The organism is Pseudomonas sp. NPDC087615, assembly GCF_044743445.1.
GTDB classification, from domain to species: Bacteria; Pseudomonadota; Gammaproteobacteria; order Pseudomonadales; family Pseudomonadaceae; genus Aquipseudomonas; species Aquipseudomonas baetica_A.
Genome location: NZ_JBIUWM010000004.1, coordinates 99,904 through 126,665, shown reverse-complemented (window position 1 = coordinate 126,665; position 26,762 = coordinate 99,904). Strand labels below are relative to the sequence as shown.

Sequence of the window (26,762 nt, the reverse complement as noted above, 5' to 3'; positions counted from 1 at the left end):
AAAGAATTCAAAATTCACCGCCGCTCCCACATTTGATCTCTGTCGGGCAGCAGATCAGTTACAGGATACGTACGCGCAACGAACGGCCCTTGATCTTGCCGTCGTTCAGGCGCTGCAGGGCCTGCATGGCCACGGTACGTTCAACGGCCACATACGCCTGGAAGTCGAAGATCGCGATCTTGCCGACCTGAGCGCCCGGGATACCGGCGTCGCCGGTCAGTGCGCCAAGGATGTCGCCCGGGCGAACCTTGTCTTTACGGCCAGCGCCGATGCACAGCGTAGTCATCGGCGGCTGCAGCGGGGCGAGGCCCTGGGATTTGAGGTTGTCGACCTGATCCCAGTTCAACGGGGATTTCTGCAATTGTTCGATGGCTTGTGCGCGATGCGCTTCACCCGGTGCAACGAGGCTGATCGCAATGCCTTTCTCGCCAGCGCGACCGGTACGGCCGACGCGGTGAATGTGGATTTCCGAATCACGGGCCAGTTCGACGTTGATCACCATGTCCAGCGCATCGATGTCCAGACCACGCGCGGCAACGTCGGTGGCGACCAGTACAGAAGTGCTGCGGTTGGCGAACATCGCCAGCACCTGATCGCGATCGCGCTGTTCCAGGTCACCGTGCAGGCCGACGGCGGAGATGCCTTTGGCGGTCAGGTGATCGACGGTTTCCTGCACTTGCTGCTTGGTGAAGCAGAACGCCACGCAGGACGCCGGGCGGAAGTGGTGCAGGACTTTGGTCACCACGCTCATGCGGTCTTCTGGGGAAATCTCGTAGAAACGCTGCTCGATCTGCGTGTCATCGTGGAACGCTTCGGCTTTGACCGTTTGCGGATCACGCATGAACTTCGACGCCAGTTGCTTGATGCCCACCGGGTAAGTGGCGGAGAACAGCAGGGTCTGACGACGCTCCGGGGTCTTGACGATGATGTCTTCGATGGCGTCGTAGAAACCCATGTCGAGCATGCGGTCGGCTTCGTCGAGGATCAGCGTGTTCAGGCCGTCAAGGACCAGCGAGCCTTTGCGCAGGTGCTGCTGGATGCGCCCCGGGGTGCCGACGATGATGTGCGCGCCGTGCTCCAGCGAAGCGATCTGCGGGCCAAACGACACGCCGCCGCACAGGGTCAGCACCTTGATGTTGTCTTCGGCACGGGCCAGACGACGGATTTCCTTGGCAACCTGATCGGCCAACTCGCGCGTCGGGCAGATCACCAGGGCCTGGCAACCGAAGTAGCGCGGGTTGATCGGGTTGAGCAGGCCGATGCCGAAAGCTGCGGTCTTGCCGCTGCCGGTCTTGGCCTGGGCGATCAGGTCCATCCCTTTGAGGATCACCGGCAAGCTCTGCGCCTGGATCGGCGTCATCTGGGCATAACCGAGTGATTCGAGGTTAGCCAGCATGGCGGCGGACAGCGGCAGAGTATTAAAAGCGGTGGCGATGGTGGTCACGGGACTGGCCTGCAAAACAAAATGTCGCGCAGTGTAGCAGCCCCGTGCCACTTTCCTCGAAAGTTCTGGACGAACAGTGATTAATGTTCGATGTGTTCTTCCGGGTGTTTGGCGCGCCGGCCGGTTTCCTTCGAGAGTTGCGAGAAGATCGTAGCGGCAAGCATCGCCATGACGCCAACCGTCACGAAGGTCAGTTGGAACGCCCCCAGAACGGTGTCCACGCCGTCATTTCCGGCCTCGGCGGTAAACCCGCCCAGCAAGGCCCCTGCACACGCCACCCCCAGGCTCAACGACAATTGCGCGACCACCGACAGCAAGCTGTTGCCACTGCTGGCGCTGGCGTCGTCGAGGTCGATCAGGGTCACGGTGTTCATCGCGGTGAATTGCAGCGAGTTGATCGCCCCGAGAATCGACAACTGACACAGCAGCAGCCAGTAGGGGGTCTGCTCGCTGACCAGGCCCATGCTTGCCAGCATGATCCCCAATGCCAGCGTGTTGCCGGTGAGCACGATGCGATAACCGAGGCGTTCGATCAGCGGTCGCGCCAGCCACTTGGCAAGCATTGCCGCTGCGGCCAGCGGCAGCATGCTCATCCCCGCTTGCGAGGGCGAATAACCCAGCGCTACCTGCAGCAGCAATGGCACCAGAAACGGCAGGGCGCCGCTGCCCAACCGCGCGAACAGATTGCCGAGAATGCCCACGGCAAAGGTGCGGGTCTTGAACAGTGATGGCGAGAACAAGGGGTTTTCGATGTGGCCTGCGCGCAACCAATAAGCAGCGAGGCAAGCCATGCCGCCGAACAGCAGCAACATCACCCGCAGGTGCGGCAAGTGCAGTTCGCCGAGGCCCTCCATGGCGATGGTGATCAGGATCATCGCCGCGCCGAACAACAGGAAACCCAGGCCATCGAAACGTGTTCGCTCAGTACCGCGCAAGTCGGGAATGAACTTCCATACGGCGTAACAGCCAATGACGCCGACCGGCAGGTTGATCAGGAAGATCCAGTGCCACGTCAGGTATTGCACCATCCAGCCGCCCATGGTGGGGCCGATCAGCGGGCCAAGCAGGCCGGGAATGGTGATGAAACCCATGATCCGCACCAGCTCGGAGCGCGGGTAGGCACGCAGCACCACCAAGCGCCCGACCGGCAGCATCAACGCGCCGCCCAAACCCTGAATGACCCGTGCCCCGACCAGCATGGTCAGGCTGCTCGATACCGCGCAGAGCAGCGAGCCGAAGCTGAACAGCAAGATCGCGCCGAAGAAGATTTTCTTGGTGCCGAAACGGTCGGCGATCCAGCCTGAAGCCGGGATCAACAGGGCCACGGTGAGCATGTAGGCGATGATCACGCCTTGCATGCGTAACGGATCTTCGGCCAGGTCGCGAGCCATGGCCGGCAACGCGGTGTTGAGGATGGTCCCGTCGAGGGACTGCATGAAGAAAGCGATAGCGACGACCCACGGCAACCAGCGTGTGGTGATGGCGTCGAGAGGCGGGCGGCTGGGCATGGAACCTCTTTCGAATTGGATTAATGCGAAACCAGCTTTTGTGGGAACGGGCTTGCTCGCCAATGCGGTGTATCAGTCACCCTCAATATCGACTGACACATCGCATTGGCGAGCAAGCCCGCTCCCACCGTAGATCTCCAGTGTTCTGGGGATCTTTGTCTTACAGGGTCAAGGTCAGTCGGCTCACCAACGCCCCCGGCAACAACGCCGACGAGGTATTGCGCTGGCTGTACGTACTCGACGAGAGCAGCAACTCACGCTCGGCGGTCAACGCTTCCAGTTGCGAACCCAGCAGGTTGTAGGCGCTGTCGTCGAAACGCATGGTGCTGACCGGTGCCTGGATCTCGCCGTTCTCGACCCAGAAGGTCGCGAAGCGTGTCATGCCCGTCATGCGCGCCGCCGGTTGGTCCGAGAAGTTCAGGTACCACAGGTTGCTGATGTACAGCCCTGTGCCCAACTGCTTGAGGATTTCCGCTTGCGGCAGATCACCCGCCGCCATGTTCAGCGCACTCGGCGATTCGCCGCCACTGGCACCGTTGGCGGTCAAACCGTATTCGGCCGCACTGCGCGAACCGACCAACTGATCACCCGCCTTGCCCTCGACAATCAGGCGCAGATCACTGCGCGGATAACCTTCGCCGGAAAACGCCGGGCTCAGTGAGTCGCTGACTTTCTCATCCAGTGACACCAGCGCACTGAACGCCTGATCGCCGACATACAGCTTTTGCAGCGGACTGCTCTTGCTGGCGATCGACTGCGCGGAGAAACCGCCCCAGCTCAGCATGCCCATGATTTCTTCCAGCGCGGCCGGTGCCAGGTAGGCGCGGTACTGTCCCGGCGCCAAGGTGCGTATCGGACGGCCGAGAAACGCCAATTGCTCGCGCGCCTGCTGGAAGCGTTTGGCGAAACCCTCGCGGCTCCAGTCATGCCCGGCGTAGCTGGCCTTCACCGCTTCGCCATTCTCGTGGAACAGGCTGAAGTCGAAGTTGAAACTGTTCGCCTGGTGCCAGCCGAACGCGCCCGAGGAGCTGGCGAAACCACGGCTGATGGGACCGGCGGCGTAGAAGCCGACCAGGTCCAGGCCTTCGGCCGCTGCGCAGATTTGTTCGACCACATGCTCGGTGTCCGGCAGCGGATGCTCCTGCACATGCGTGCTCTGCCAGCCGTTGTGGTTGAGTAGCAAGTACGGATCCTGCGGCAGCAGCGGCAGGGTTTCGCGCAGTTGTTGCAAGCCTTCGGCGAGGCGTTGCAGGTCGGCTTCCTGATCACCGGACAGGGTGATTTGCAGGTCGGCGTGACGACCGTCATTGACCAGCTTCAGCCCGATGTTGGCCTGTTGCACTTGCCCGGCCTGACGCACCTTGGCGTGGTTGAACCGCACGAATGCCGAGGATTCGGCGGCATAGCTGAGGGTGAACTGTTCTGGCTCGCGCACGCTGTCACGCAGCCAATGGACCATCACCTTGAAGGCGTCGGACTGATTCTTCGAAAGGCTCATCAGGCGTCTCCCCCAAACACATCAATGTTGCTGAAAACGCAGGCTGGCGAGGCATGGCCGACGCGGATGACCTGGTTTGGTTCGCCCTTGCCGCAGTTCGGCGTGCCCAGCACCTTGACGGTGTTGGCGTCGCCGACGGCGCGCAGGCTCTTCCAGAAGTGCGCGGAAATCGCCCGGTAGTTGGGGTTTTTCACCACGCCTTTGAGTTCACCGTTTTCGATCAGTTGGCCCCATTCACAGCCGAACTGGAATTTGTTGCGCGCATCGTCAATCGACCACGAACGGTTGGTGCTCATCAGAATGCCGTGCTCGATGCCCTTGATCATTTGCTCAAGTGGCTGGTCGCCCGGCTCGATGTTGAGGTTGGCCATACGGTCGATCGGCGCGCGGTTCCAGCCGCAGGCGCGGCTGTTGGCGACACCGTCCAGGCCCGCGCGGTATTGCGACAGCGCACCGCCCAATGGGCGCAGCAACAGGCCATCGCGAATCAGAAATTGCTTGCTCGCCTGGGTGCCGTCGTCGTCATGGCCGTAGCTGGCGAGCTCTTCGGGAATGCCCGGATCGAACGTCACGTTGAGCAGTTTTGAACCGTATTGCAGGCTGCCGAAGTCGCTCGCTTTGACGAAACTGGTGCCGGCGTAATTGCGCTCATCACCGAGAATGCGATCCAGCTCCAGCGGGTGGCCGATGGATTCGTGGATCTGCAACATCATCTGGTCGGGCATCAGCAGCAGGTCACGCGGGCCTTGCGGGGTGTTCGGTGCGAGCAGCAGTTGCAGCGCCTGATCGGCCACCTGTGGGCCGGCGCCGACCAGCCCGCAACGGCTGATCACGTCGGCGCCGCCCTGTTGGCCGAAGTTCTCGCGACCGAGGCTGCGAGTCTGGCTGTCGTTACCGTCGTAGGCGGTGACGTCCAGGCTTGGGTAGACGAAACGCTGGGCCTGGCGCAGTTCGGCGCCGGCGCTGCTCAGGTAGATCTGCTCGACGTGGGTGATGCCGATGCTCACTTCCCAATTCACCAGGCGCTCATCCTTTGGCACCGAGGCGGACTCCGCGCTGAGCAGCTCAAAGCAGTCGCTCAGGGACGGGAAGGGTTGTTCGAGATTGGGTGAAAAATAATCAGCGCGGTCGCTGGACACCGGTTGATCGCGCAGGTCGAGCAAGGCGTGGGGCTTGAGCCGCCGGGCTTGCTGTTCGGCGCGCTCAAGGGCGGCTTGCAGGCCTTGTTGCGACAGGTCGTTGGTCGCCGCATACGCTTCGACGCCATTGACGCGCACAGTGAGCATTGCCCCTTCGTCGCGGCTCAGGCTCGGCGGTTCGGCAACGTTCTTGCGCACCGACAGGTGCTGGCCGGATTCGCGAACATACCGCAGGGAAAAAAAATCAGCGCCCGTGCGCAAGGCAGCGAAGCGCTGCTTGAGCTGGGGGTGGAAATCGAACATTCGGGAACCTCCTTGTTATGGAGTTGCGGTGCAGCGACGGTGGGGCAGGGGGTGAAACGGTTGCGCGAGGTCTAGAGTAGGCCTGCGTGGGGGTAGGATCAAGTGAAGAGGGGGTGTAGGAGGAATTACTTGACGTAGAGGGGTTTGCGTGGAATGTGAGGGCCCCTTCGCTGGCAAGCCAGGCTCCCACAGGTTTTTTGCTGAACACGATAGGTGTGAACGACGCAAAACCCTGTGGGAGCTGGCTTGCCAGCGATTAGCCGTGACGCGGTGTTATGTCTTACTGAGCAACAGGCGTGATATCACGCATCGGCTTGCCCTTAACCGGCGCATCGCCCGCTACATAGTAGGCGGCGGTGCTACGCGGCAATGGCTTGCGACCACGGATCTTGTCGGCGATTTTCTCGGCCATCATGATCGTCGGCGCGTTCAGGTTGCCGGTGGTGATGATCGGCATGATCGAAGCATCGACCACGCGCAGGCTCTGCATGCCGTGCACGCGACCTTCGCCATCGACCACAGCCATTTCGTCGGTGCCCATCTTGCACGAGCAGGACGGGTGGAACGCGGTTTCGGCGTGCTCGCGGATGAACTTGTCCAACTGCTCATCGGTTTGCACGTCGATGCCCGGGCTGATTTCGCGGCCACGGTATTGGTCCAGTGCCGGTTGCTGCATGATTTCGCGGGTCAGGCGGATGCCGTCACGGAATTCCTGCCAGTCCTGCTCGGTGGCCATGTAGTTGAACAGGATGCTCGGGTGCTGGCGCGGGTCTTTCGACTTGGCCTGAACGCGACCACGGCTTGGCGAACGCATGGAACCCATGTGCGCCTGGAAACCGTGCTCTTTCACACCGTTGCTGCCGTTGTAGTTAATGGCGACCGGCAGGAAGTGGTACTGAATGTTTGGCCATTCGAATTCCGGACGCGAACGGATGAAACCGCCGGCCTCGAACTGGTTGCTGGCGCCGATGCCGGTGCCGCTGAAGAGCCACTCGGCACCGATGGCTGGCTGGTTGTACCAGAGCAGTGACGGGTACAGCGAAACCGGTTGGGTGCATGCGTATTGCAGGTACAGCTCCAGGTGATCCTGCAGGTTCTCGCCCACGCCCGGCAGATCGTGTACGACCGGGATGTCGAGGCTTTCCAGCAGTTTCGCCGGGCCTACGCCGGAACGTTGCAGAATCTGTGGCGAAGCAATGGCGCCGGAGCACAGCAGCACTTCTTTGCGCGCTTTGGCTTCAACACGCTCTTCAGCGTCGCCCACCAGGTAACGCACGCCAACGGCACGCTTGCCATCGAACAGAATCTTGTCGGTCAGGGCGTGGGTGACGATGGTCAGGGTCGAACGCTTTTTAGCGGTGTCGAGGTAGCCACGGGCGGTGGAAGCACGACGGCCGTTCGGCGTCACGGTGCGGTCCATCGGGCCGAAACCTTCCTGCTGGTAACCGTTCAAGTCTTCGGTACGCGGGTAACCGGCCTGCACGCCCGCTTCAACCATGGCGTGGAACAGTGGGTTGTTGCCCGCCTTCGGCGTGGTCACGCTGACCGGGCCTTCGCCACCGTGGTAGTCGTTCGGGCCGATATCCCTGGTTTCTGCTTTTCTGAAATAGGGCAGGCAATCCAGGTACGACCAGTCCTCAAGACCTGGCAGTTTCGACCAGCCATCGTAGTCCATCGCGTTGCCACGGATGTAGCACATGCCGTTGATCAGCGAAGAACCGCCGAGGCCTTTGCCGCGACCGCATTCCATCCGGCGACCGTCCATGTGTGGCTCTGGATCGGTTTCGTACGCCCAGTTGTAGCGACGGCCTTGCAGCGGGAATGCCAGAGCGGCAGGCATTTGCGTACGGAAGTCTAAACGGTAGTCCGGGCCGCCCGCTTCAAGCAGCAGAACGGTGACGCCTTCGTCTTCAGTCAGACGGGTCGCCAGGGTGTTACCGGCCGAGCCGGCACCGATGATGATGTAATCGAATTCTTGGGACATTGAATGCACCCTCTTTAGATGTGGTCAGGTCAGGCCTGACGAGCGCTTCGCACTCGATTTGCGAGCAAGCCCGCTCCCTCCTTGGAATGTGGGCTCCTGTGGGAGCGGGCTTGCTCGCGAAGGCGGCTTCGCGAGCAATACAAGACTCGGTCTTAGAACACCGAGACGTAATCGCCCAGCTCGACCTGTACCGATTTGATGCGAGTGAAGTTGTTCAGCGAGCTGATGCCATTCTCACGGCCCACGCCCGACTGCTTGTAACCGCCCACCGGCATTTTTGCGTCGGACTCGCCCCAGGCGTTGATCCAGCAAATACCGGCTTCCAGTTGATGAATCACGCGGTGAGCGCGGTTCAGGTCTTTGGTGACGACACCGGCAGCCAGGCCGAAGTCGGTGTCGTTGGCGCGGCGGATCACTTCTTCTTCGGTTTCGTAGGAGAGGATCGCCATGACCGGGCCAAAGATTTCTTCACGCACGATGGTCATGTCGTCGGTGCAGTCGGTGAACACGGTTGGGGCAACAAACGCGCCTTTGGCGAATTCGCCGTCGGTCAGACGCTCGCCGCCGCACAGGACGCGGGCACCTTCTTCTTTGCCCTTGGCGATGTAGCTGAGCACGCTTTCCATGTGCGGGAAGCTGACCAGCGGGCCGAAGTTGGTGTTTTCGTCTTCCGGGTTGCCGATGCGGATGCGCGCAACGCGCTCAAGGATCTTGGCTTCGAAAGCGGCTTTGAGGTGGCTCGGTACGAACACGCGAGTGCCGTTGGTGCAGACCTGACCGGAGCTGTAGAAGTTGGCCATCATCGCGGTGTCGGCAGCGCGATCCAGATCGGCGTCGTCGAAGATGATCAGCGGGGATTTGCCGCCCAGTTCCATGGTCACGTCTTTGAGCGAGGATGCCGAAGCGCTGGCCATTACTTTTTTGCCAGTGTCGGTGCCGCCAGTGAACGAGATTTTCTCGATGCGCGGGTGCTCGGTCAGCCAGGTGCCGACTTCGCGGCCGCTGCCGGTCAGAACGTTGAACACGCCATTCGGCACGCCGGCTTCGGTGTAGATCTCGGCCAGTTTCAGGGTGGTCAGCGAGGTGACTTCGCTTGGCTTGAAGATCATCGCGTTACCGGCCGCCAGGGCTGGAGCGGATTTCCACAGCGCGATCTGGATCGGGTAGTTCCACGCGCCGATACCGGCCACAACGCCCAGCGGCTCGCGACGGGTGTAGACGAAAGAAGTGTCACGCAGCGGGATCTGCTCGCCTTCGATGGCGGGTACCAAGCCTGCGTAGTATTCCAGCACGTCGGCGCCGGTGACGATGTCGACGTACTTGGTTTCGGAGAAGGCTTTACCAGTGTCCAGGGTTTCCAGTGCGGCCAGCTCATCGTTGCGCTCGCGCAGGATGTCGACGGCACGACGCAGGATGCGCGAGCGCTCCATGGCGGTCATCGCGGCCCAGATTTTCTGGCCCTTTTCGGCGCTGACCACCGCGCGCTCGACGTCTTCCTTGGTCGCACGTTGCACCTGTGCGAGAACTTCGCCGTTAGCCGGGTTGATGGCTTCGAAGGTGGCATCGCTGCCGGCGTCGGAATACGCGCCATCGATGTAGAGTTTTTGCAGTTCGAAACGGGCCATAGTGTCCTCGCAAGTGCATTGGTGGTTGGCGTTGGTCACCGGGTGAGCCATGTAGCTGTGGCATCACTGGTCGGTGACAGTTCAGGGGTCGAGCGTTTTATGTGTGCTCTAACTCACCTGCTTGGCCAATTGGATATCCATGTATTCGTAAGCGATCTGTTGCGCCTGCGCCGTGTCGAAAGCGTCTCCTGACAGCGCGCCGCGCAACCACAAACCGTCAATCAACGCTGCCAGTCCTCGCGCGGCACTGCGCGCTTCTTCGAGCGGCAACACACGGCGAAACTCGCAGCACAGGTTGGAATACAGACGGTGATCGTTGATCCGCTGCAACCTGTGCAAAGACGGCTGATGCATGCTGGTGGCCCAAAAGGCCAGCCAGGTTTTCATTGCCGGCCATTGACCTGGCTGGCGTCGAAGTTGCCTTCGATGATCACCTGCAGATGCGCCCGAGGGCTGCTGTCTGTCAACGCCTGACGGCGTGCGGTGACGTTCTCGCTGAGGACGTTCATCAGATACCGCATCGTGGCGGCAATCAGGCCGTTCTTGTCCTGAAAGTAATGACTGATGATGCCATTCGAGACACCGGCCAAACGGGCGATCAGCGCAATGCTGGCGTCCCCCATTCCGACCTGATCGACCGCCTGCAATGTGGCTTCGATCAGTTGTTGGCGGCGGATGGGTTGCATACCGACCTTGGGCATCTTGCACATCTCCTTAGGCCTTCCGACGGGCGAATAACGCCTATCGGATTGAGGGCCAGTCTATTTTGTTTTGATTGAACGTTCAATCAACAAAGAATAAGATCTGCGACAAATCGTCGCTGCCTACAGATTTTTCCTACATGTAAGTGGCGATAAAACTGACACCCCAAAAAGCTCGAAACCTGCGCGGGGCATGGCGCGGTTCGCGGTTCGATGGACGTGTTGAAAGGGCAAGACGCTCAGGGCCAGGTTTCGGATGAACGTCCGGACTTTCGGCCACGAAAGCGATTCGCAACGCCATTTCGGCAGGTTCGGGCTTTTTTCGGGGTGTCTTTATATCACCCGCCGGTCGGCTGCCAACTAACCGATTGGTCGGGTGCCGTGTTGCCTTGTGTTCTTCTCTCGCACTGCCTGGAGCATTTGTGCCATGAGTTCTGCCTCGCTTATAAAGACCCCGCCCGAGAAGGTGACGGTCAACGGTTGGGTGTTCTACACCTCTACCGCGTTGATTCTGTTGTTGACCGCCATTCTGATCATCGCCCCGCAAGAGGCCGGCAGAGTGTTGGGTGTGGCTCAGGAGTGGTTGTCGCGCAGCTTCGGCTGGTACTACATGGTGGTGATCGCCGCTTACCTGGTGTTTGTGGTGGGCCTGGCGTTCTCCTCCTACGGAAAACTCAAACTGGGCAGCAAGGACGACACCCCGGACTTCAGTTACGGCGCTTGGGCGGGGATGCTGTTCTCGTCGGGTATCGGTATTTCGCTGCTGTATTTCGGCGCGTCCGAGCCGCTGGATCACTACTTCAATCCGCCGGAAGGCGTGGCCGCCACCAACATGGCGGCGCGTCAGGCGGTGCAACTGACGTTCCTGCACTGGGGCCTGCACGGCTGGGCGATCTATGCATTGGTCGGCCTGGCCGTGGCTTACTTTGCCTACCGTCATAACCAACCGCTGGCCCTGCGTTCGGCGCTGTATCCGTTGGTCGGCGAGCGTTGGGTCAAAGGCGCGGCCGGTCACGCGGTGGACGGCTTCGGCATGTTCGTGACCCTGCTGGGTCTGGTGACGAACCTGGGGATTGGTTCGCTGCAAGTGTCCTCGGGCCTTGAAAACCTGTTCGGCATGGAACACAGCAACACTAACCTGCTGATCGTGATCATCGTGATGAGCACCGTGGCGACCATCGCTGCCGTGTCCGGTGTGGAAAACGGTATCCGTCGTCTGTCCAACCTGAACATCGTGCTGTTCAGCGGTCTGCTGATTTTCGTCCTGCTGTTCGGCCCGACGTTGCACTTGCTCAACGGCTTTGTGCAGAACATCGGCGACTACCTCAACGGCGCGGTGCTGAAGACGTTCGACCTGTACGTCTATGAAGGCGACAGCGCCAAGTCTGACCGCTGGTTGGGCCTGTGGACGCTGTTCTACTGGGCCTGGTGGATTTCCTGGGCGCCATTTGTAGGCATGTTCATCGCGCGTATCTCCCGTGGGCGTACCGTGCGTGAACTGGTCGCCGGCGTGCTCCTGATTCCGCTGGGCTTCACGCTGGCCTGGCTGTCGATCTTCGGCAACTCGGCGCTGGATCTGGTGATGAACCATGGGGCGGTTGAGCTCGGGAAGACGGCGCTGGAACAGCCGTCGATGGCGATCTATCAATTGCTTGAGCACTATCCGGCGTCGAAAATCGTCATCGGTGTGTCGATCTTCGTTGGTTTCGTGCTGTTCCTGACCCCGGCCGACTCTGGTGCGGTGATGATGGCCAACCTGTCCTGCAAGGGCGGCAACGTCGATGAAGATGCGCCGCATTGGCTGCGGATCTTCTGGTCGGTGGTGATCACTCTGGTGACCGTCGGTCTGCTGTTCGCCGGTAACTTCGAAGCCATGCAAACGATGGTGGTGCTGGCCGGTCTGCCGTTCTCGGTGGTGCTGGTGTTCTTCATGTTCGGCCTGCACAAGGCAATGCGTCAGGACGTGCTGATCGAAGAGGAGCAAGCGCAACTGGCCGAACGTGGTCGTCGGGGTTTCAGCGAGCGTCTGACTCAGCTGGACCTGCAACCGAGCCAGTCGGTAGTGCAGCGTTTCATGGACAAGCAAGTCAGCCCTGCGCTGGAAAACGCTGCTGCGCAAATGCGTGCTCAGGGGCTGGAAGTGCAAACGCTGCTGGGTAAATCCAAGCGCTGCATGGGCGTGCGCATCGAGATGGAAGAGAGCAACCCTTTCGTTTACGAAGTGAGTCTGGACGGTTACCTCGCAACCCCTACCGAATCGGTGGCGTCTGAAGAGGCACGTCAGCGTTTCTACCGCGCGGAGGTGTATCTGCAAAGCGGCAGCCAGGATTACGACCTGATGGGCTTCACGCAGGATCAGATCACGCGGGATGTGCTCGATCAGTTTGAAAGCCATCGGCAGCTCCTTGGCCGGGTGTACAGCTAAACAGCAAGTGGCGCGGTGTTTCTGTCTGAAGCACCGCGTCGCCTTCTTCGCGAGCAGGCTCGCTCCCACATTGGCATGCATTTCAACTGTGGGAGCGGGCTTGCTCGCGAAAGGGCCATCAGCCACAACACGGTTTGACCTGACTCCCTGATAAACAAAAACGCCGCGATCCTCTCGCGGCGTTTTTGTGTCCGGGATTATTACCCCAGGTTCTTGCCCAGCAACGCGTGATACAACTCGCTGTCACCGAGAATTCCTACGACCTGATTGTTATCGTGCAGCACCAGTTTGTTGCCGGTCTGATAACGAATCTGCAAGGCGTCACGCATGCCGATATTGGAGTCCACCAGCGTCGGTTTGCGCTCCAGCGCTTCAACCGCTTGCCCCGGTGCCCAGTTCTGCAGGTTGAGTGTCGAGCCGTTCTGCCGCGCGCCTTTGATGGTGTTGCCCTCGGCCAGATCCAGCCACGAGTCGTCGCCCGGGTCCAGGCACACCGAACCGTTGATGCGTTTGCAGTTATCCAGCGTGCGCATCAGGCTGCGCCCGCACAGCACGTTGAGCGGATTGGTGTGCGCCACGAAGGTCCGCACATAGTCATCCGCCGGGTTCAGCACGATCTCTTCCGGCACGCTGTACTGGACGATGCGACCGTCCTTCATGATCGCGATGCGGCTGCCCAGTTTCAGCGCCTCATCGAGGTCGTGGCTGACGAAGACGATGGTCTTGTTCAACTTGCGTTGCAGTTCCAGCAGTTCATCCTGCAGGCCTTGGCGGATCAGCGGGTCGAGTGCCGAAAACGGTTCGTCCATCAGCAGAATGTCGGCGTCCATCGCCAGTGCACGAGCAAGGCCGACGCGCTGCTGCATGCCGCCGGAGAGTTCGTCAGGCCTCTTGTTGCGCCATTGGGTCAAACCTACCAGTTCCAGTTTTTCGTCGACCAGTTTCCTGCGTTCCTTTTCCGGTCGGCCCTGCATTTCCAGACCAAAGCTGATGTTCTCGCGAACCGTCAGCCACGGCATCAGCGCGAACTTCTGGAACACCATGGCGATGCGTTTGGTGCGCATCATTTTCAGTTCGGCGGGGGTGCAGGATGCGATATCGATCTGACGATTTTCGTGTTCGACGAACAGCTTGCCGCGGCTCACGGTGTTGAGGCCGTTGATGCAACGCAGCAGGCTCGACTTGCCGGAGCCGGACAGGCCCATCAGCACGCAGATTTCGCCTTTGTTGATGTCGAGGCTGGCCTTTTCCACGCCGACGATCTGCCCGGTCTTTTTCAGGATCTCGTTGCGGGTCATGCCCTCATCCAGCAGCTTGAGTGCCTCGCGCGGGTCCTTGGAGAAAATTACGTCGACGTCTTCGAAGCGAATGATGCTCATGCGTCACCCCCTGCTTTGGCTTCGGGCTGTTTGCAGATACGGTCGAGCATGATCGCCAGCAGTACGATCGCCAGGCCTGCTTCGAAGCCCAGGGCGATATCAGCAGTGTTCAGTGCGTTGACCACCGGTTTGCCGAGTCCGTCGGCGCCTACCAGTGCAGCGATCACCACCATCGACAGCGACAGCATGATGCACTGGGTGATGCCGGCAGCGATGCTCGGCATGGCGTGAGGCAGCTCAATCCGTGAAAGCAATTGGCGACGCGAGCAGCCGAAGGCTTTGCCGGCGTCCATCAGTTCTTGCGGGACATCGCGGATGCCCAGGTAGGTCAGGCGGATCGGCGCAGCGATGGCAAACACCACCGTGGAGATCAGGCCCGGCACCACGCCCAGCCCGAAGAGGGTCAGGGTAGGAATGAGGTAAACGAAGGTGGGTACGGTCTGCATCAGATCGAGAACCGGACGCATCAATGTGTAGAACATCGGTTTGTGCGCGGCGACGATGCCCAACGGCACGCCGATGACCACGCAGACCAGGGTCGCGAACATGACCTGGGCGAGGGTTTCCATGGTTTCCTGCCAGTACCCCAGATTGAGGATCAGCAGGAAGGACGCAATCACAAAAGCAGTCAGTCCCCATTTGCGCTGGATGAAATGGGCGAGCACGGCGATGAGGCCGATCAAGACAAAAGGGTTGAACCAGGTGAGCGCAAACGTCACGCCGTGGATCATCGTTTCCAGTGTCACGGCGATTGCGTCGAATGTATTGGCGCCGTGGTCGGTCAACCATTCAACGAAACCCGCGATGTACTGGCCTAAAGGTATTTTCTGATCAATCAGCATGGTAGTGAACGTCCGCATGCAAGGAATAAACAGTCCGGGCGAGCGCACTCGCCCGGCATAAGGCGGTTACTGCGCGAGCTTGGCTTTCACGGCCGCAAGGCCTGGTTTACCGTCAATGGTGGTCACGCCAGCGAGCCAGGTATCGAGCACCTGTGGATTCTTTTTCAGCCAGGCTTTGGCTGCTGCTTCGGGCTTCATCTTGTCGTCGAGGACATTGCCCATCAGCTCACTTTCCATGTCGACGGTGAACTCCAGGTTCTTCAGCAACTGGCCGACATTGCTGCACTCTTCGACATAGCCCTTGCGGGTGTTGGTGGCCACGGTGGCGGCGCCGAAATCCGGGCCGAAGAAGTCATCGCCCCCGGTCAGGTATTGAATGTGAAAGCGTTTGTTCATCGGATGGGGTGCCCAGCCCAGGAACACGACAGAGGTGTCACGTCTCTGGGCGCGGTCGACCTGCGACAGCATCCCCGCTTCGCTGGATTCCACGACTTTGAAACCGGCGTCTTTCAGGCCGAAAGCGTTTTTGTCGATCATGCTCTGGATCAGACGGTTGCCGTCGTTGCCAGGCTCGATGCCGTAGATCTTGCCGTCGAGTTCTTTCTTGAATTTGGCGATGTCGGCAAAGTCATGCAGACCTTTGTCGTACAGGGCTTGCGGCACAGCGAGGGTGTATTTGGCGCCCTTGAGGTTGGTGCGCACGACGTCCACGGTACCGGCATCGCGGTAGGCCTTGATGTCGTTTTCCATGGTCGGCATCCAGTTGCCGAGGAAAATGTCCATGTTCTTGCCGTCGGCCAGGGACTTGTAGGTCACCGGTACGGAAATCATGGTGGTCTTGGTTTTGTACCCCAGTGCGTCGAGTACGACGCTGGTGGTGGCGGTTGTCACGGTGATATCGGTCCAGCCGACATCGGAGAAGTTGACGGTGCTGCATTGTTCCGGTTCTGAAGCCTGGGCCAGAAGAGGAAGACTGAGCATGGCGGCCAACAACAACGAGGGGGAACCTTTCATGGGGGGACTCCTGAGTGTTTTTTGGGCGGTGTTCCGACGGGATACCCGCACTTATGAATGTTGCGGTCGGTAGGTGCGTGAAACGTGTTCTGACACGCAGCCTTGCAATCAAGTCGTAAATGATCATGTACCAGTGCATATCCGACGCCTACAGGTAGGGTCGCATCCAGTACAGGCGTGGTCGCATCTAGTGTCGGTAACGTCGCTTACAGCTTTTTTCCACCCATTGGCGGCTCCCTGGGCCACCAAAAAGCGAGTGGATAGAGCCTCACCGACACACGGCGTTAGTGGACAAGACTACGTCGGTGTCAGACGTCAACCTTACGGCAAAAACCGGAAGATGTGGGAATACCGGCGTCAAGCGTAGCTGCTGCGCCGCCCGGCGCAGCCGTGTCGGGACGTGTTTGAACTTGAGATATTCGCCCATGGCAATCAGCGTTTTCGACCTGTTTAAAATCGGCATTGGCCCTTCCAGTTCCCATACTGTGGGCCCGATGCGCGCCGCTGCTCTGTTCGTGCAAAGCCTGCGAGAAAAGGCCCTGCTCGATGACGTTCGGCGTGTCGAAGTTCAGCTTTATGGATCGCTGTCGGCCACGGGTATCGGCCATGGCAGCGACAACGCGGTGATCATGGGATTGATGGGCGAATGGCCTGATGCAATCGATCCCGCACAGATTGGCCCGCGCATCCAGGCGCTACGCGAAACCGATACGCTCTTGCTGGACGGTCGCCTGACGGTGCCCTTTGTCTGGGCCCGGGACATGCGTCTGATCGAAGAGAACCTGCCTTTCCACCCCAATGCCATGACGCTGATCGCCGAAGGTGATGGCGCTACCCTGCATCGCGACACCTATTACTCGGTCGGTGGCGGCTTTGTCGTGGATGAGGCGCAAGCCTGCAGCGGTGTGATGGATCTGGATCGCACCGAACTGCCCTATGACTTCTCCAGTGCCGTGGAGTTGTTGGCGCTGTGCAAGCAACACAACTTGCGCGTCGCCGACTTGATGATGGCCAACGAAAAGGTCTGGCGCAGCGAAGAGGAAATCCGCGCCGGGCTGATGAAACTCTGGCGAGCGATGCAAGATTGCGTCGAACAAGGCCTCAAGCACGAAGGCATCCTGCCCGGGGGATTGAATGTTCGTCGGCGTGCGGCGAAGTTGCATCGCAGCCTGCAGGAATTGAACAAGCCCAACGTGATCGGCTCGACGCTGAGCGCGATGGAGTGGGTCAACCTGTTCGCCCTTGCCGTGAATGAAGAGAACGCGGCGGGCGGGCGCATGGTCACGGCGCCGACCAACGGTGCGGCGGGGATCATTCCGGCGGTGCTGCACTACTTTATGAAGTTCAGCGAAGCGGTCACCGACGCCAACGTGGTCGACTACTTTCTGGCGGCGGCGGCGGTGGGGATTCTGTGCAAGAAGAATGCGTCGATTTCCGGTGCCGAAGTCGGTTGTCAGGGCGAGGTCGGGTCGGCCTGCGCGATGGCGGCGGCGGGGCTGGCGGAGATTCTTGGCGCTTCGCCTGAGCAATTGTGCAACGCGGCGGAAATTGGCCTGGAACATAACCTCGGTTTGACCTGCGATCCGGTGGGCGGCCTCGTCCAGGTGCCATGCATTGAGCGCAATGCGATTGCGGCGGTGAAGGCGATCAACGCCGCGCAAATGGCGTTGCGTGGCGATGGTCAGCACTTCATCTCGCTGGACCGGGTGATCCGCACCATGCGTGATACCGGTGCCGACATGCATGACAAATATAAAGAGACCTCGCGCGGTGGTTTGGCGGTCAGTGCGGTTGAGTGCTGAATCAGTGACACCGAGGTGAGTTCTTCGCGAGCAGGCTCGCTCCCACAGGAGCATGCATTCCAAATGTGGGAGCGAGCCTGCTCGCGAAGGGCCAGACCAGTCAAAACTGCTCGCTAAGTGAACACGCATAATTCAAGACGCCACCTTTTAGCGCGTCGCAATCAGATAAGAGTCTTTCCCACCTGTAACAGGCAATCAGCACACCCTACCGTCCGTCACCTGTGCCTGTGGTGACACTCCTTGCCAACGGCGCGCAGCCCCGTTCCCACAAGTGATACCGATCTGCTCACAGGCAACGGGGCAGAGCTTTCACCCTCGCTGATGGCACTTCAAAACACCTATCGTCTGACGTCTCATATAGACACGTCGTGACGTCGTTTTCAGGAGTTATTGAACGGCCATTCAATTTTAGGCATGGCAATTGCTCTGTCATAACAAAGCCCGTCTCCCACTCGAGAGCGTCGGCAAAAACAAGAGCCTCCGCCTGAGGCCTTCACCCGCTTTGTGTGAGGAGATACCGCGATGACGTCGTTCAACTCAGGGGCTCAACCCCAGAACCGTGCGCCTCAATCCATCGGCTTTCTGCTGCTGGACAATTTCACGCTGATTTCCCTGGCCTCTGCGGTTGAGCCGCTGCGCATGGCCAACCAATTGTCCGGTCGTGAACTGTTTCGCTGGAGCACCCTCACCGTCGATGGCGGCCAGGTGTGGGCCAGTGACGGTCTGCAAATCACGCCCGACGCCTCGATGCGCAAAGCGCCTCCTCTGGACACCGTGATTGTTTGTGGCGGTGTCGGTATCCAGCGCACCGTGACCCGTGAACACGTCTCCTGGCTGCAAAGCCAGGCACGTCAGTCGCGTCGTCTGGGTGCCGTATGCACCGGCAGTTGGGCCTTGGCATGCGCCGGGCTGCTCGACGGTTTCGATTGCAGCGTGCACTGGGAATGCCTGGCGGCAATGCAGGAAGCTTTCCCGCGTGTAGCCATGAGCACTCGCTTGTTCACCCTCGACCGCAACCGCTTCACCAGCTCCGGCGGCACCGCGCCGCTGGACATGATGCTGCACCTGATCAGCCGCGATCACGGCCGTGAACTGTCCGCCGCGATCTCGGAAATGTTCGTCTATGAGCGCATCCGCAACGAACAGGATCACCAGCGCGTGCCGCTCAAGCACATGCTCGGCACCAACCAGCCGAAGCTGCAGGAAATCGTCGCGCTGATGGAGGCCAACCTTGAGGAACCGATCGACCTCGACGAGCTGGCGGTGTATGTCGCCGTGTCCCGTCGTCAGCTCGAGCGGTTGTTCCAGAAATACCTGCACTGCTCGCCGTCGCGTTACTACCTCAAGCTGCGTTTGATTCGTGCCCGGCAACTGCTCAAGCAGACGCCGATGTCGATCATCGAAGTGGCTTCGGTGTGTGGTTTCGTCTCAACGCCGCACTTCTCCAAGTGCTACCGCGAATACTTCGGCATTCCGCCGCGTGACGAGCGCGTCGGCTCCAACACCACCCAGCAGGTGGCAATGATGCAGTTGCCGCAGGCGATGGTGCTGTCGCCGCTGTCGGGGCCGATGTCGGCGTTGAGTCAGGCGCGCAATGAGTCGACTTTTGCCAGCGTAAGGCTGTAAACCGAGCCATCGTTCTTCGCCAGCAGGCGAGCTCCCACAGGATGGATGTCGATCACAAAAATGTGGTCAGACACAAAAACTGTGGGAGCCAGCCTGCTGGCGATTGGCTTGTTCAGGCGCTGTGGGTCTGTTGGTAGTGCGCCAATGCCGGCAACAACTGTTTATCGATCGCCTGGCGCACAGCGGGCTGGATGCTGGCACCGCTGGTGTACATATCCTTGACCATTTTGCGCAATTCGAATGCCCGAGCATCGTCCAGACCCAGCACTGCGAATTCACATGCCTGCTCGGCTGTCGAGCCGATCGGCACCTGTAATCCCAATGCCTTGAGCTGTCCCAACAGGTCTTCCTGATCGATCAAATCGGCAAACATCATGAGGCGAATCCTTCTTCAGCAACGGAGGTCGTCACTCGATTCTGGTAGGCAAGGGGAGGGACGGCAAGGGCGATTTGTCGCAGTGGCTGCTACGACTATGAACGGGTCGTTTTCGGCTAACTCGTTGTCAAAGGGAGTGGGCAAACTGGCTTCAGCTTGCAACACGACGGTTTGGTCACCCTCGCACGGCAGCTCCTCAACAGTACCCTCAGCCCCGATCCTGTCACGGCTTGTATCGGGGCTTTTTTTGCCTGTCCGTCAGCGAAACCGATCTGCGCAGCAAACACTCATCTCGCTCGATCGTGGGTTTTACCGGGCCGATGGCAGGGCGATGACGCGGCCGAGGTAAGCCGGAGCGGGCAGGTCGGCCTGCTCGGCGACGATGGCTTGCAGGTGGCTTTGGGTGTCTGCGCTGAACGGTGCCGAGCGCGGGCCGGCGAGGTCGACGTGGAGCAACATTTGTTCGTTGCCGGCCAGCTCCTGGTCTTCACCGACTTTATGCAGGCTGTGATAGAGATGCAGACGTTTGCTGTCGTGACCGATGATTTGCGTGCGTACTTCGACGTCGGTGTCGAGCTTCACTTCGTGCAGGTAATTGAGGTGAAGTTCCAGGGTGAACAGCGAGTGGCCGCTGGCTTCGCGATGGTTGCTGTCCATGCCGAGGCGGTCCATCAGGGCGTCGGTGGCGTAGCTGAAGATCAGCAGGTAGAAGGCGTCGCGAAGGTGGCCGTTGTAGTCGACCCAGTCGGGGATGATGCGGGTTTGGTAGGTGGTGAGGGTGGGCATGGTGTCAGATCCAACATTGATAGTGGCTGGGCTGCCGTCTTCGCGAGCAAGCCCGCTCCCACATGGGAATGCGGTCATCTGTGGGAGCGGGCTTGCTCGCGAAGGGGCCGGAACTGTTGAGCAAGGATTATTCGCTGAAACTCATTCCATGCTTCTCCTTGGTAGTCCTCACCGCCTCCAGCACCGCCAGCAGGCAATCATCACGATAGCGCTCCAGTGCCGAAATGCTGCGCTCGCCAAGCTGCTCGCGGGTGCCGTCGACCACGTCATCGATCAATTTTTCGGTCAGCTCCGGTGCCGGCAGGTACGTCCACGGCAACTGCAACGCCGGGCCGAACTGCGACATGAAGTGGCGCATCCCGGCATCGCCACCGGCCAACGTATAAGTCAAAAACGTGCCCATGAACGACCAGCGCAAACCGGCGCCAAAACGAATCGCGTCATCGATCTCGCCGGTGGTCGCCACACCATCGTTGACCAGGTGCAGCGCCTCGCGCCACAGCGCTTCGAGCAAACGGTCGGCGATGAACCCCGGCACTTCCTTGCGCACATGCAACGGGCGCATGCCGAGGGATTCGTAGACGTTCATTGCCGCCTGCACGGCCTCGGGCGAGGTGTGTTTGCCGCCGACCACTTCCACCAACGGCAACAGGTAAACCGGGTTGAACGGGTGGCCGACCACGCAGCGCTCAGGGTGGGTCGAACTCTCGTAGAACTCACTGGGCAGCAGGCCCGAGGTACTGGAGCCGATCAACGCGTTGGGCTTGGCCGCTGCGCTGATTTTGCTGTGCAACTCCAGTTTCAGTTCCAGCCTTTCCGGGGCGCTTTCCTGAATGAAATCGGCATCGCGCACGCATTCTTCGATGGTCGCGACAAAGCGCAGACGATCCTGCGACGCGCCCGGCGCCAGGCCGTTTTTCTCCAGCGCACCCCAGGCATTGGCCACGCGTTTGCGCAGCGCCGCTTCAGCGCCGGGCGCCGGATCCCAGGCCACGACATCGAGGCCGTGGGCGAGGGCGCGGGCGACCCAGCCGCTGCCGATAACACCGCTGCCCAGGGCGGCGAAGGTTTTGATTTCGGTGATAAAGCTCATGGTCACATCCTGAATAATTCGTAGAAACCTGTGGGCGCGGGCTTGCTCGCGAAGAGCCCGGTACAGCCGACGCATCGTTATGGGCAGAGCCATCGCCTTCGCGAGCAAGCCCGCTCCCACAGGGGGGAAATGAGTGATGATTTATCCGCGCTGGGTCAGGCCCATTTTTTTCCGGCCCTCGGCCGGGGTCAGGACCCGGGCGCCTAAGCGGCTGAGTATCTCGGTGGCGCGTTCGACCAGTTGACCGTTGGTCGCCAGCACGCCTTTGTCCAGCCACAGGTTGTCTTCCAGCCCGACCCGCACGTTGCCACCCAGCAGCACCGCTTGCGCGGCCATTGGCATCTGCATCCGGCCGATACCAAACCCAGCCCACACCGCGTCCGCCGGCAGGTTGTCGACCATGGCTTTCATGGTGGTGGTGTCGGCCGGCGCGCCCCACGGAATGCCCAGGCATAGCTGGAACAGCGGGTTATCGAGCAAACCTTCCTTGATCATCTGTTTGGCGAACCACAGGTGACCGGTGTCGAAAATTTCCAGCTCCGCTTTCACGCCCAACTCGGTGATGCGTTTGGCGCCGGCGCGCAGTTGTGCCGGGGTGGAGACATAAATGGTGTCGCCGTCGCCGAAGTTCAGGGTGCCGCAATCGAGGGTGCAGATTTCCGGCAGCAGCTCTTCAACGTGAGCCAGGCGAGTCAGCGGGCCGACCAGATCGGTGTTCGGGCCGAACTCCATCGGCTTCTCGCCCGCGCCGATTTCCAGGTCGCCGCCCATGCCGGCGGTGAGATTGACGATGATGTCGACGTCCGCCTCGCGGATGCGCTCCATCACTTCGCGGTACAGCGCCACGTCGCGGCTGAATTTTCCGGTCTGCGGATCGCGGACGTGACAGTGCACAACGGTGGCGCCGGCCTTGGCCGCTTCCACGGCGGCGGCAGCAATCTGTTTCGGGGTGACCGGTACGTGGGGGCTCCTGGCGGTCGTGTCGCCAGCACCGGTGAGTGCGCAGGTGATGATGACGTCGTGGTTCATGAGGCAGTTTCCTTCAGGCGTGATGGGGCTGTTCGCAGCCCTTCGCGGGCTGCGAAACGGTGATTCAGGGTGGCTTTATTTGCGGGTCAGTTGCAGGTTTTCGGCCGCCGGTTTGCCGTCGAAAGTGGTCACACCTTCGAGCCAGCGCTGTTTGTCTGCCGGGTGATCCTTGAGCCACTGCTTGGCCGACTCGAAGGCGTCCTTGTGATCGAGCAGCGGTTGCATCATCCGGCTCTCGTCTTCAGCGGTGAACGTCAGATTGCTCAGCAGGCGACCGATGTTCGGGCACTGTTCGGCGTATTTCGGCGCGGTGACGGTCCACACGGTGGCCATGCCCTCGTTCGGGCCGAGCGCGTCATCGCTGCCGGTGAGGTAGGTCATCTTGACGTTGACGTTCATCGGGTGCGGCGCCCAGCCGAAGAACACCACGGCTTCCTTGCGACGCACGGCGCGATCGACGGCGGCGAGCATTCCCGCTTCACTGGACTCAACCAACTGGAACTTGCCGAGGCCGAACTGGTTTTTGGCGATCATCGCCTTGATCTGCGTGTTGGCGCCCGAACCCGGTTCGATGCCGTAGATCTTGCCGCCCAGTTCTTTCTCGAACTTGGCGATGTCGGCGAAGGTTTTCAGGCCCTTGTCAGCCAGATACGTCGGCACGGCGAGGGTGGCACGGGCGTCTTTGAGGCTTGGAGCGTCAAGGACTTTGACCTGGTTGGCGTCGACGAACGGGGTGATGGTCTGGGTCATCAGCGGGTTCCAGTAGCCGAGGAACAGGTCCAGACGCTGGTCGCGAATCCCGGCGAAGATGATTTGCTGGGACGCGCTGGTTTGTTTGGTGTTGTAGCCGAGGCCGTCGAGCAGGACCTGGGTCATGGCACTGGTGGCGATCACGTCGGTCCAGTTGACCACGCCCATGCGCACGTTCTGGCAAGACGCGGGTTCGGCGGCCATGACGCTGGCGCTCAAGAAAGCGGTACCGCTGAGTGCAAGAACGCAGCTGCTGATCAGTCGTTTCATGTCGGGTTCCTCGGCAGGTTGTTTATTGTGAGTTCCGGCGTCTGTTGCGCCGGTGATGCAAAGTTACGCAGCAACGCCCCCGTGAAAGCGCACTACGGCGACGGGCACTTGCACTGTAGCGACCTGCGCGCTTGAACGACGACGACAATCGGCGTATCAACGAGCCACGCTACCCTCCCTCTCGTTACCCGCGAATCGAGTGCGCCCATGTCTCAGGATTTCTACTTCTTGCTGATGCCGGGGTTCTCCGCCATCGGCTTTATCTCGGCAATCGAACCGCTGCGGGTCGCCAACCGCTTTCGCGGCGAGTTGTACCGCTGGCATGTGCTGAGCGCTGACGGCGGGGCGGTACTGGCGAGCAACGGCATGTCGGTCAACGCCGACGCGGCGCTGGAACCGCTGAAGAAAGGCGCGACGTTATGGGTGGTGGCCGGGTTCGAACCACTGAAGTTCGCCACGCCGACGCTTGAACATTGGCTGCGACGGCTGGACAACGAAGGCGTCACCCTCGGCGCCATCGACACCGGCAGCTTCGTTCTGGCCGAGGCGGGCCTGCTCGATGGCCACCGCCTGACCCTGCACTGGGAAGCCATTGACGCCTTCAAGGAATCTTATCCACAGCTCAGCGTGACCCAGGAGCTGTTCGAGATCGACCGTCGGCGCATCACCTCGGCGGGCGGTACGGCGTCCATCGACCTGATGCTCGACCTGATCGCCCAGGCCCATGGCCCGCAACTGGCAATTCAGGTCAGCGAACAATTCGTGCTGGGGCGCATTCGTCCGCGCAAAGATCACCAGCGCATGGAAGTCGCCACGCGTTACGGGATCAACAACAAGAAACTGGTTCAGGTGATTGGCGAGATGGAACAACACAGCGAACCGCCGCTGACCACGTTGGCGTTGGCGGAATCGATCAAGGTGACGCGCCGGCAATTGGAGCGCTTGTTTCGGTTGCATCTGAACGACACGCCGAGCAATTTCTACCTGCGGTTAAGGCTGGAAAAGGCCCAGCAGTTGTTGCGCCAGACCGACATGAGCGTGCTGGAAGTGAGCATCGCCTGTGGGTTTGAATCGCCGTCCTATTTCACCCGCAGCTACCGGGCAAAATTCGCCCGCTGCCCCCGCGAAGACCGGCATACCGCCCAGGCCTGAACGGCTTCAGTAACGCCATAAAACCCTGTGGGAGCGGGCTTGCCCGCGATGAGGCCAGCACATCCAACATTGTTATTGCCTGACACACCGCCATCGCGGGCAAGCCCGCTCCCACAGGTTCCAATGTGATGTCGGGAATCGGGTTACTTCTTCACCAGCGCCGAACAGGCCGCCTTGTAAGCCTCATGCTGATACTTGTTCAGCGTCCCCGGCAGCTCGAAGTTGTGCTTCTTGGCCTGCGCATTGATCGTCTGTGGCGACAACAACGTCACTTCACAACCATCCAACAACTGAAACACACCCTCGATCTTGAACGTCGTTGGCCCACCGGCAAACTCGCCCTTCTTGCTGCGCTTCTTGATCGCAATCCGGTCAATCGAATTCTCCCGCACAAACGACGCTACCTGCGCGGCGAACAGCTTCACGTTGGCAGCTTCGTCATCGTCGTCGAGGGCGATCTTCTTGGTGGCAAGAGCAACGTGGCTCAGGACCGAACCGTCGAGAGCGGCCACGGCGATGATCGCTTCGCTGCCTTTGATTTCGATGCCGCAGATGTTCATGGGCGAGTGACCTTATGAGCGAATTGGATGGCGGTCATGTTGACGCAGTCGGGCGGTCAAGTCACCTCGCGTCGGTGCCCGAACGGAGCAATACCGCTGGTCGGAAATCGTTGCTGACCTGTAATTTCTGACAGTAGACACCCTTCTGACTGGCGCCTAGCTTGGTTGCCGAGGGATTGGGGCGATGGTCGTCCTCTCCCATTTCGTAACTTCGCTCAAGGGACTGAAGACATGAAGCTGCGCAAGAACATTCGCTCATTGACCCAAAACGAAAAAAACAACTTCGTCGCCGCCTGCCTCCAGCTCAAACAGTCAGGCCAATACGACGAGTATGTGCACCTGCATCATCAGGTCATGAAGCCCACAGTGTTGCCGCATGAACCAAACGACCCAAACTACCGCAATGGTGCTCACCGTGGGCCTTCATTCCTGCCATGGCACCGGGCATTTTTGCTGAAGTTCGAAAATGACCTTCAGGTGATTAACCCTTCCATCACGATTCCGTACTGGAACTGGACCGAAGATGCCGCCGATCCGCTCAACTCTCCGGTGTGGGCTGAGGATTTTATGGGCGGTAATGGTGTTGAAGGCGATGACTGGCGTGTCGCAACCGGTCGGTTTGCCTTTAAGCACGGACAATGGCCCGTTCCCTCCTATCCGGATGACGATTTGCCAGGTCCTGGTTTGAAGCGCCAGTTCGGGCTGGTCGTGAACTCATTGCCGACACCGCAAGATCTGCAAATGGCGTTGCGTGAAAGTCTTTACGACACACCGCCCTATGATTCCGGACCAACTGTGCGCGGTTTCCGAAATCGTCTGGAAGGCTGGATCACACAGCGCGGCGATCCGCAGGTAACCACTGCGGGTTCACAACTGCATAATCGCGTCCACCTCTGGGTGGGCGGCAATATGCTGCCGATGACGTCTCCGGATGATCCAGTGTTCTTCTTGCATCACTGCTTTGTCGACAAAGTGTGGGCAGACTGGCAGTCGCTGATGCTACAGAGCAACGAACGTTGGGCGCCGCATTACGCGCCGCTGGTCAATGGTCCGAAAGGACATAACTACGATGATGTGCTTGAGCCGTTTGCGCAGTCTGCTCGGAGTGTGAGCGATATCACTGACTTGGGGTATGAGTATGAGTATGAGACGCCACGTCTGATCCTCGATCATGTGAAGCATCGGTCTCCTTTTCACGACTGATGCTGGCACCGGGTGGCGGAGTGAATGCCTGGCTTATGCGGCAGGTATTCACACCGTAACCGGCTATAGCTCAAGCTGCCCGGAGGAGATTCCGAAGGCCTTGCGCAACGTACTGCGCATAGGGAATGACCACGAAGACCGGTTTGCCCTCGGCATCATTGATGATTTAAATGTCAGTAGGTGCGTTCATGGTTCTGGAAATATAAGTCTTATATTAGATTTTTAGATCTTTGCTTCTATTCCCCGTCCGGCC

At 60.0% G+C, this 26,762-nt stretch carries 20 protein-coding genes and 2 pseudogenes; 5 read left to right on the top strand and 17 right to left on the bottom strand.

Translation table 11 applies throughout. The annotated features are described in order from the left end of the window. Positions 1-58: 58 nt before the first annotated feature. The 7 genes and pseudogenes from dbpA to betI form a co-directional block, all read right to left on the bottom strand. Positions 59-1,396 (bottom strand): ATP-dependent RNA helicase DbpA, encoded by a 1,338-nt coding sequence (gene dbpA, locus ACIOU6_RS04050; RefSeq protein ID WP_260455775.1) that lies wholly within the window; start codon positions 1,394-1,396, stop codon positions 59-61. Between the two features lie 128 nt (positions 1,397-1,524). Beyond that, entirely contained in the window at positions 1,525-2,952 is a 1,428-nt protein-coding gene (gene mdtD / locus ACIOU6_RS04045) for a multidrug transporter subunit MdtD (RefSeq protein WP_339430289.1), read from the bottom strand. 160 nt (positions 2,953-3,112) lie between these two features. Further along, on the bottom strand, positions 3,113-4,450 hold the full coding sequence (locus ACIOU6_RS04040; protein WP_221731190.1) for a TldD/PmbA family protein: 1,338 nt from the start codon (positions 4,448-4,450) through the stop codon (positions 3,113-3,115). Beyond that, on the bottom strand, positions 4,450-5,892 hold the full coding sequence (locus tag ACIOU6_RS04035) for a TldD/PmbA family protein (protein ID WP_401134033.1): 1,443 nt from the start codon (positions 5,890-5,892) through the stop codon (positions 4,450-4,452). The genes ACIOU6_RS04040 and ACIOU6_RS04035 overlap by 1 nt, the downstream gene beginning before the upstream one ends. Positions 5,893-6,172: 280 nt before the next feature. Continuing rightward, positions 6,173-7,876, bottom strand: coding sequence for a choline dehydrogenase (betA, locus tag ACIOU6_RS04030; RefSeq protein ID WP_401134030.1), 1,704 nt, complete (start codon positions 7,874-7,876; stop codon positions 6,173-6,175). Between the two features lie 152 nt (positions 7,877-8,028). Beyond that, positions 8,029-9,501 (bottom strand): betaine-aldehyde dehydrogenase, encoded by a 1,473-nt coding sequence (gene betB / locus ACIOU6_RS04025; RefSeq protein ID WP_221731187.1) that lies wholly within the window; start codon positions 9,499-9,501, stop codon positions 8,029-8,031. 108 nt (positions 9,502-9,609) lie between these two features. Then, positions 9,610-10,202: pseudogene (betI, locus tag ACIOU6_RS04020) on the bottom strand (transcriptional regulator BetI). A 484-nt stretch (positions 10,203-10,686) separates the two neighbouring features. Between betI and ACIOU6_RS04015 the strand changes: the two are divergent. After that, complete coding sequence (locus ACIOU6_RS04015; RefSeq protein ID WP_401134100.1) at positions 10,687-12,627, top strand: BCCT family transporter; 1,941 nt, start codon at positions 10,687-10,689, stop codon at positions 12,625-12,627. A gap of 200 nt (positions 12,628-12,827) precedes the next feature. Here ACIOU6_RS04015 and choV read toward each other — a convergent pair whose 3' ends face one another. The 3 genes from choV to ACIOU6_RS04000 all read right to left on the bottom strand — a co-directional run bounded on the left by choV (position 12,828) and on the right by ACIOU6_RS04000 (position 15,862). Further along, positions 12,828-14,006, bottom strand: coding sequence for a choline ABC transporter ATP-binding protein (choV, locus tag ACIOU6_RS04010; protein ID WP_221731184.1), 1,179 nt, complete (start codon positions 14,004-14,006; stop codon positions 12,828-12,830). After that, positions 14,003-14,848 (bottom strand): choline ABC transporter permease subunit, encoded by an 846-nt coding sequence (gene choW / locus ACIOU6_RS04005; protein ID WP_221731183.1) that lies wholly within the window; start codon positions 14,846-14,848, stop codon positions 14,003-14,005. The genes choV and choW overlap by 4 nt, the downstream gene beginning before the upstream one ends. A gap of 66 nt (positions 14,849-14,914) precedes the next feature. Continuing rightward, positions 14,915-15,862 (bottom strand): choline ABC transporter substrate-binding protein, encoded by a 948-nt coding sequence (locus tag ACIOU6_RS04000; protein WP_221731182.1) that lies wholly within the window; start codon positions 15,860-15,862, stop codon positions 14,915-14,917. Positions 15,863-16,287: 425 nt separating this feature from the next. Here ACIOU6_RS04000 and ACIOU6_RS03995 point away from each other — a divergent pair, with 425 nt between their 5' ends. After that, a complete protein-coding gene (locus tag ACIOU6_RS03995; protein WP_401134026.1) occupies positions 16,288-17,664 on the top strand; it encodes an L-serine ammonia-lyase in 1,377 nt (458 codons plus the stop codon). 522 nt (positions 17,665-18,186) lie between these two features. Continuing rightward, positions 18,187-19,290, top strand: a complete 1,104-nt coding sequence (locus ACIOU6_RS03990) for a GlxA family transcriptional regulator (protein WP_401134023.1) — start codon at positions 18,187-18,189, stop codon at positions 19,288-19,290. A gap of 112 nt (positions 19,291-19,402) precedes the next feature. Here the strand turns inward: ACIOU6_RS03990 and ACIOU6_RS03985 are convergent, their stop codons facing one another. The 5 genes from ACIOU6_RS03985 to ACIOU6_RS03965 form a co-directional block, all read right to left on the bottom strand. Then, a complete protein-coding gene (locus ACIOU6_RS03985) occupies positions 19,403-19,666 on the bottom strand; it encodes a hypothetical protein (protein ID WP_221731179.1) in 264 nt (87 codons plus the stop codon). Positions 19,667-19,975: 309 nt separating this feature from the next. Next, entirely contained in the window at positions 19,976-20,452 is a 477-nt protein-coding gene (locus ACIOU6_RS03980) for a thioesterase family protein (protein WP_401134021.1), read from the bottom strand. 127 nt (positions 20,453-20,579) lie between these two features. Next, complete coding sequence (locus ACIOU6_RS03975) at positions 20,580-21,545, bottom strand: L-carnitine dehydrogenase (protein ID WP_221731177.1); 966 nt, start codon at positions 21,543-21,545, stop codon at positions 20,580-20,582. 141 nt (positions 21,546-21,686) lie between these two features. Then, on the bottom strand, positions 21,687-22,574 hold the full coding sequence (locus tag ACIOU6_RS03970) for a 3-keto-5-aminohexanoate cleavage protein (protein WP_221731176.1): 888 nt from the start codon (positions 22,572-22,574) through the stop codon (positions 21,687-21,689). Between the two features lie 75 nt (positions 22,575-22,649). Further along, a complete protein-coding gene (locus ACIOU6_RS03965) occupies positions 22,650-23,594 on the bottom strand; it encodes a choline ABC transporter substrate-binding protein (protein WP_401134017.1) in 945 nt (314 codons plus the stop codon). A 207-nt stretch (positions 23,595-23,801) separates the two neighbouring features. On the opposite strand from ACIOU6_RS03965, the gene ACIOU6_RS03960 reads away from it, so the two are divergent. Then, positions 23,802-24,746: a GlxA family transcriptional regulator gene (locus ACIOU6_RS03960; RefSeq protein ID WP_221731174.1), complete on the top strand. Its 945-nt coding sequence runs from the start codon at positions 23,802-23,804 to the stop codon at positions 24,744-24,746. Positions 24,747-24,889: 143 nt separating this feature from the next. On the opposite strand, the gene ACIOU6_RS03955 is transcribed toward ACIOU6_RS03960, so the two are convergent. After that, a complete protein-coding gene (locus ACIOU6_RS03955) occupies positions 24,890-25,306 on the bottom strand; it encodes a DUF3010 family protein (RefSeq protein ID WP_401134014.1) in 417 nt (138 codons plus the stop codon). A gap of 231 nt (positions 25,307-25,537) precedes the next feature. Between ACIOU6_RS03955 and ACIOU6_RS03950 the strand changes: the two genes are divergently transcribed. Next, positions 25,538-26,509 carry a tyrosinase family protein gene (locus ACIOU6_RS03950; protein WP_339495284.1) on the top strand — a complete coding sequence of 324 codons (972 nt, stop codon included), beginning with the start codon at positions 25,538-25,540 and terminating at the stop codon, positions 26,507-26,509. Positions 26,510-26,609: 100 nt separating this feature from the next. Here the strand turns inward: ACIOU6_RS03950 and ACIOU6_RS03945 are convergent. Then, positions 26,610-26,675 (bottom strand): annotated as a pseudogene (locus ACIOU6_RS03945) (transcriptional regulator); the annotation flags it as partial. Positions 26,676-26,762: the final 87 nt, after the last annotated feature.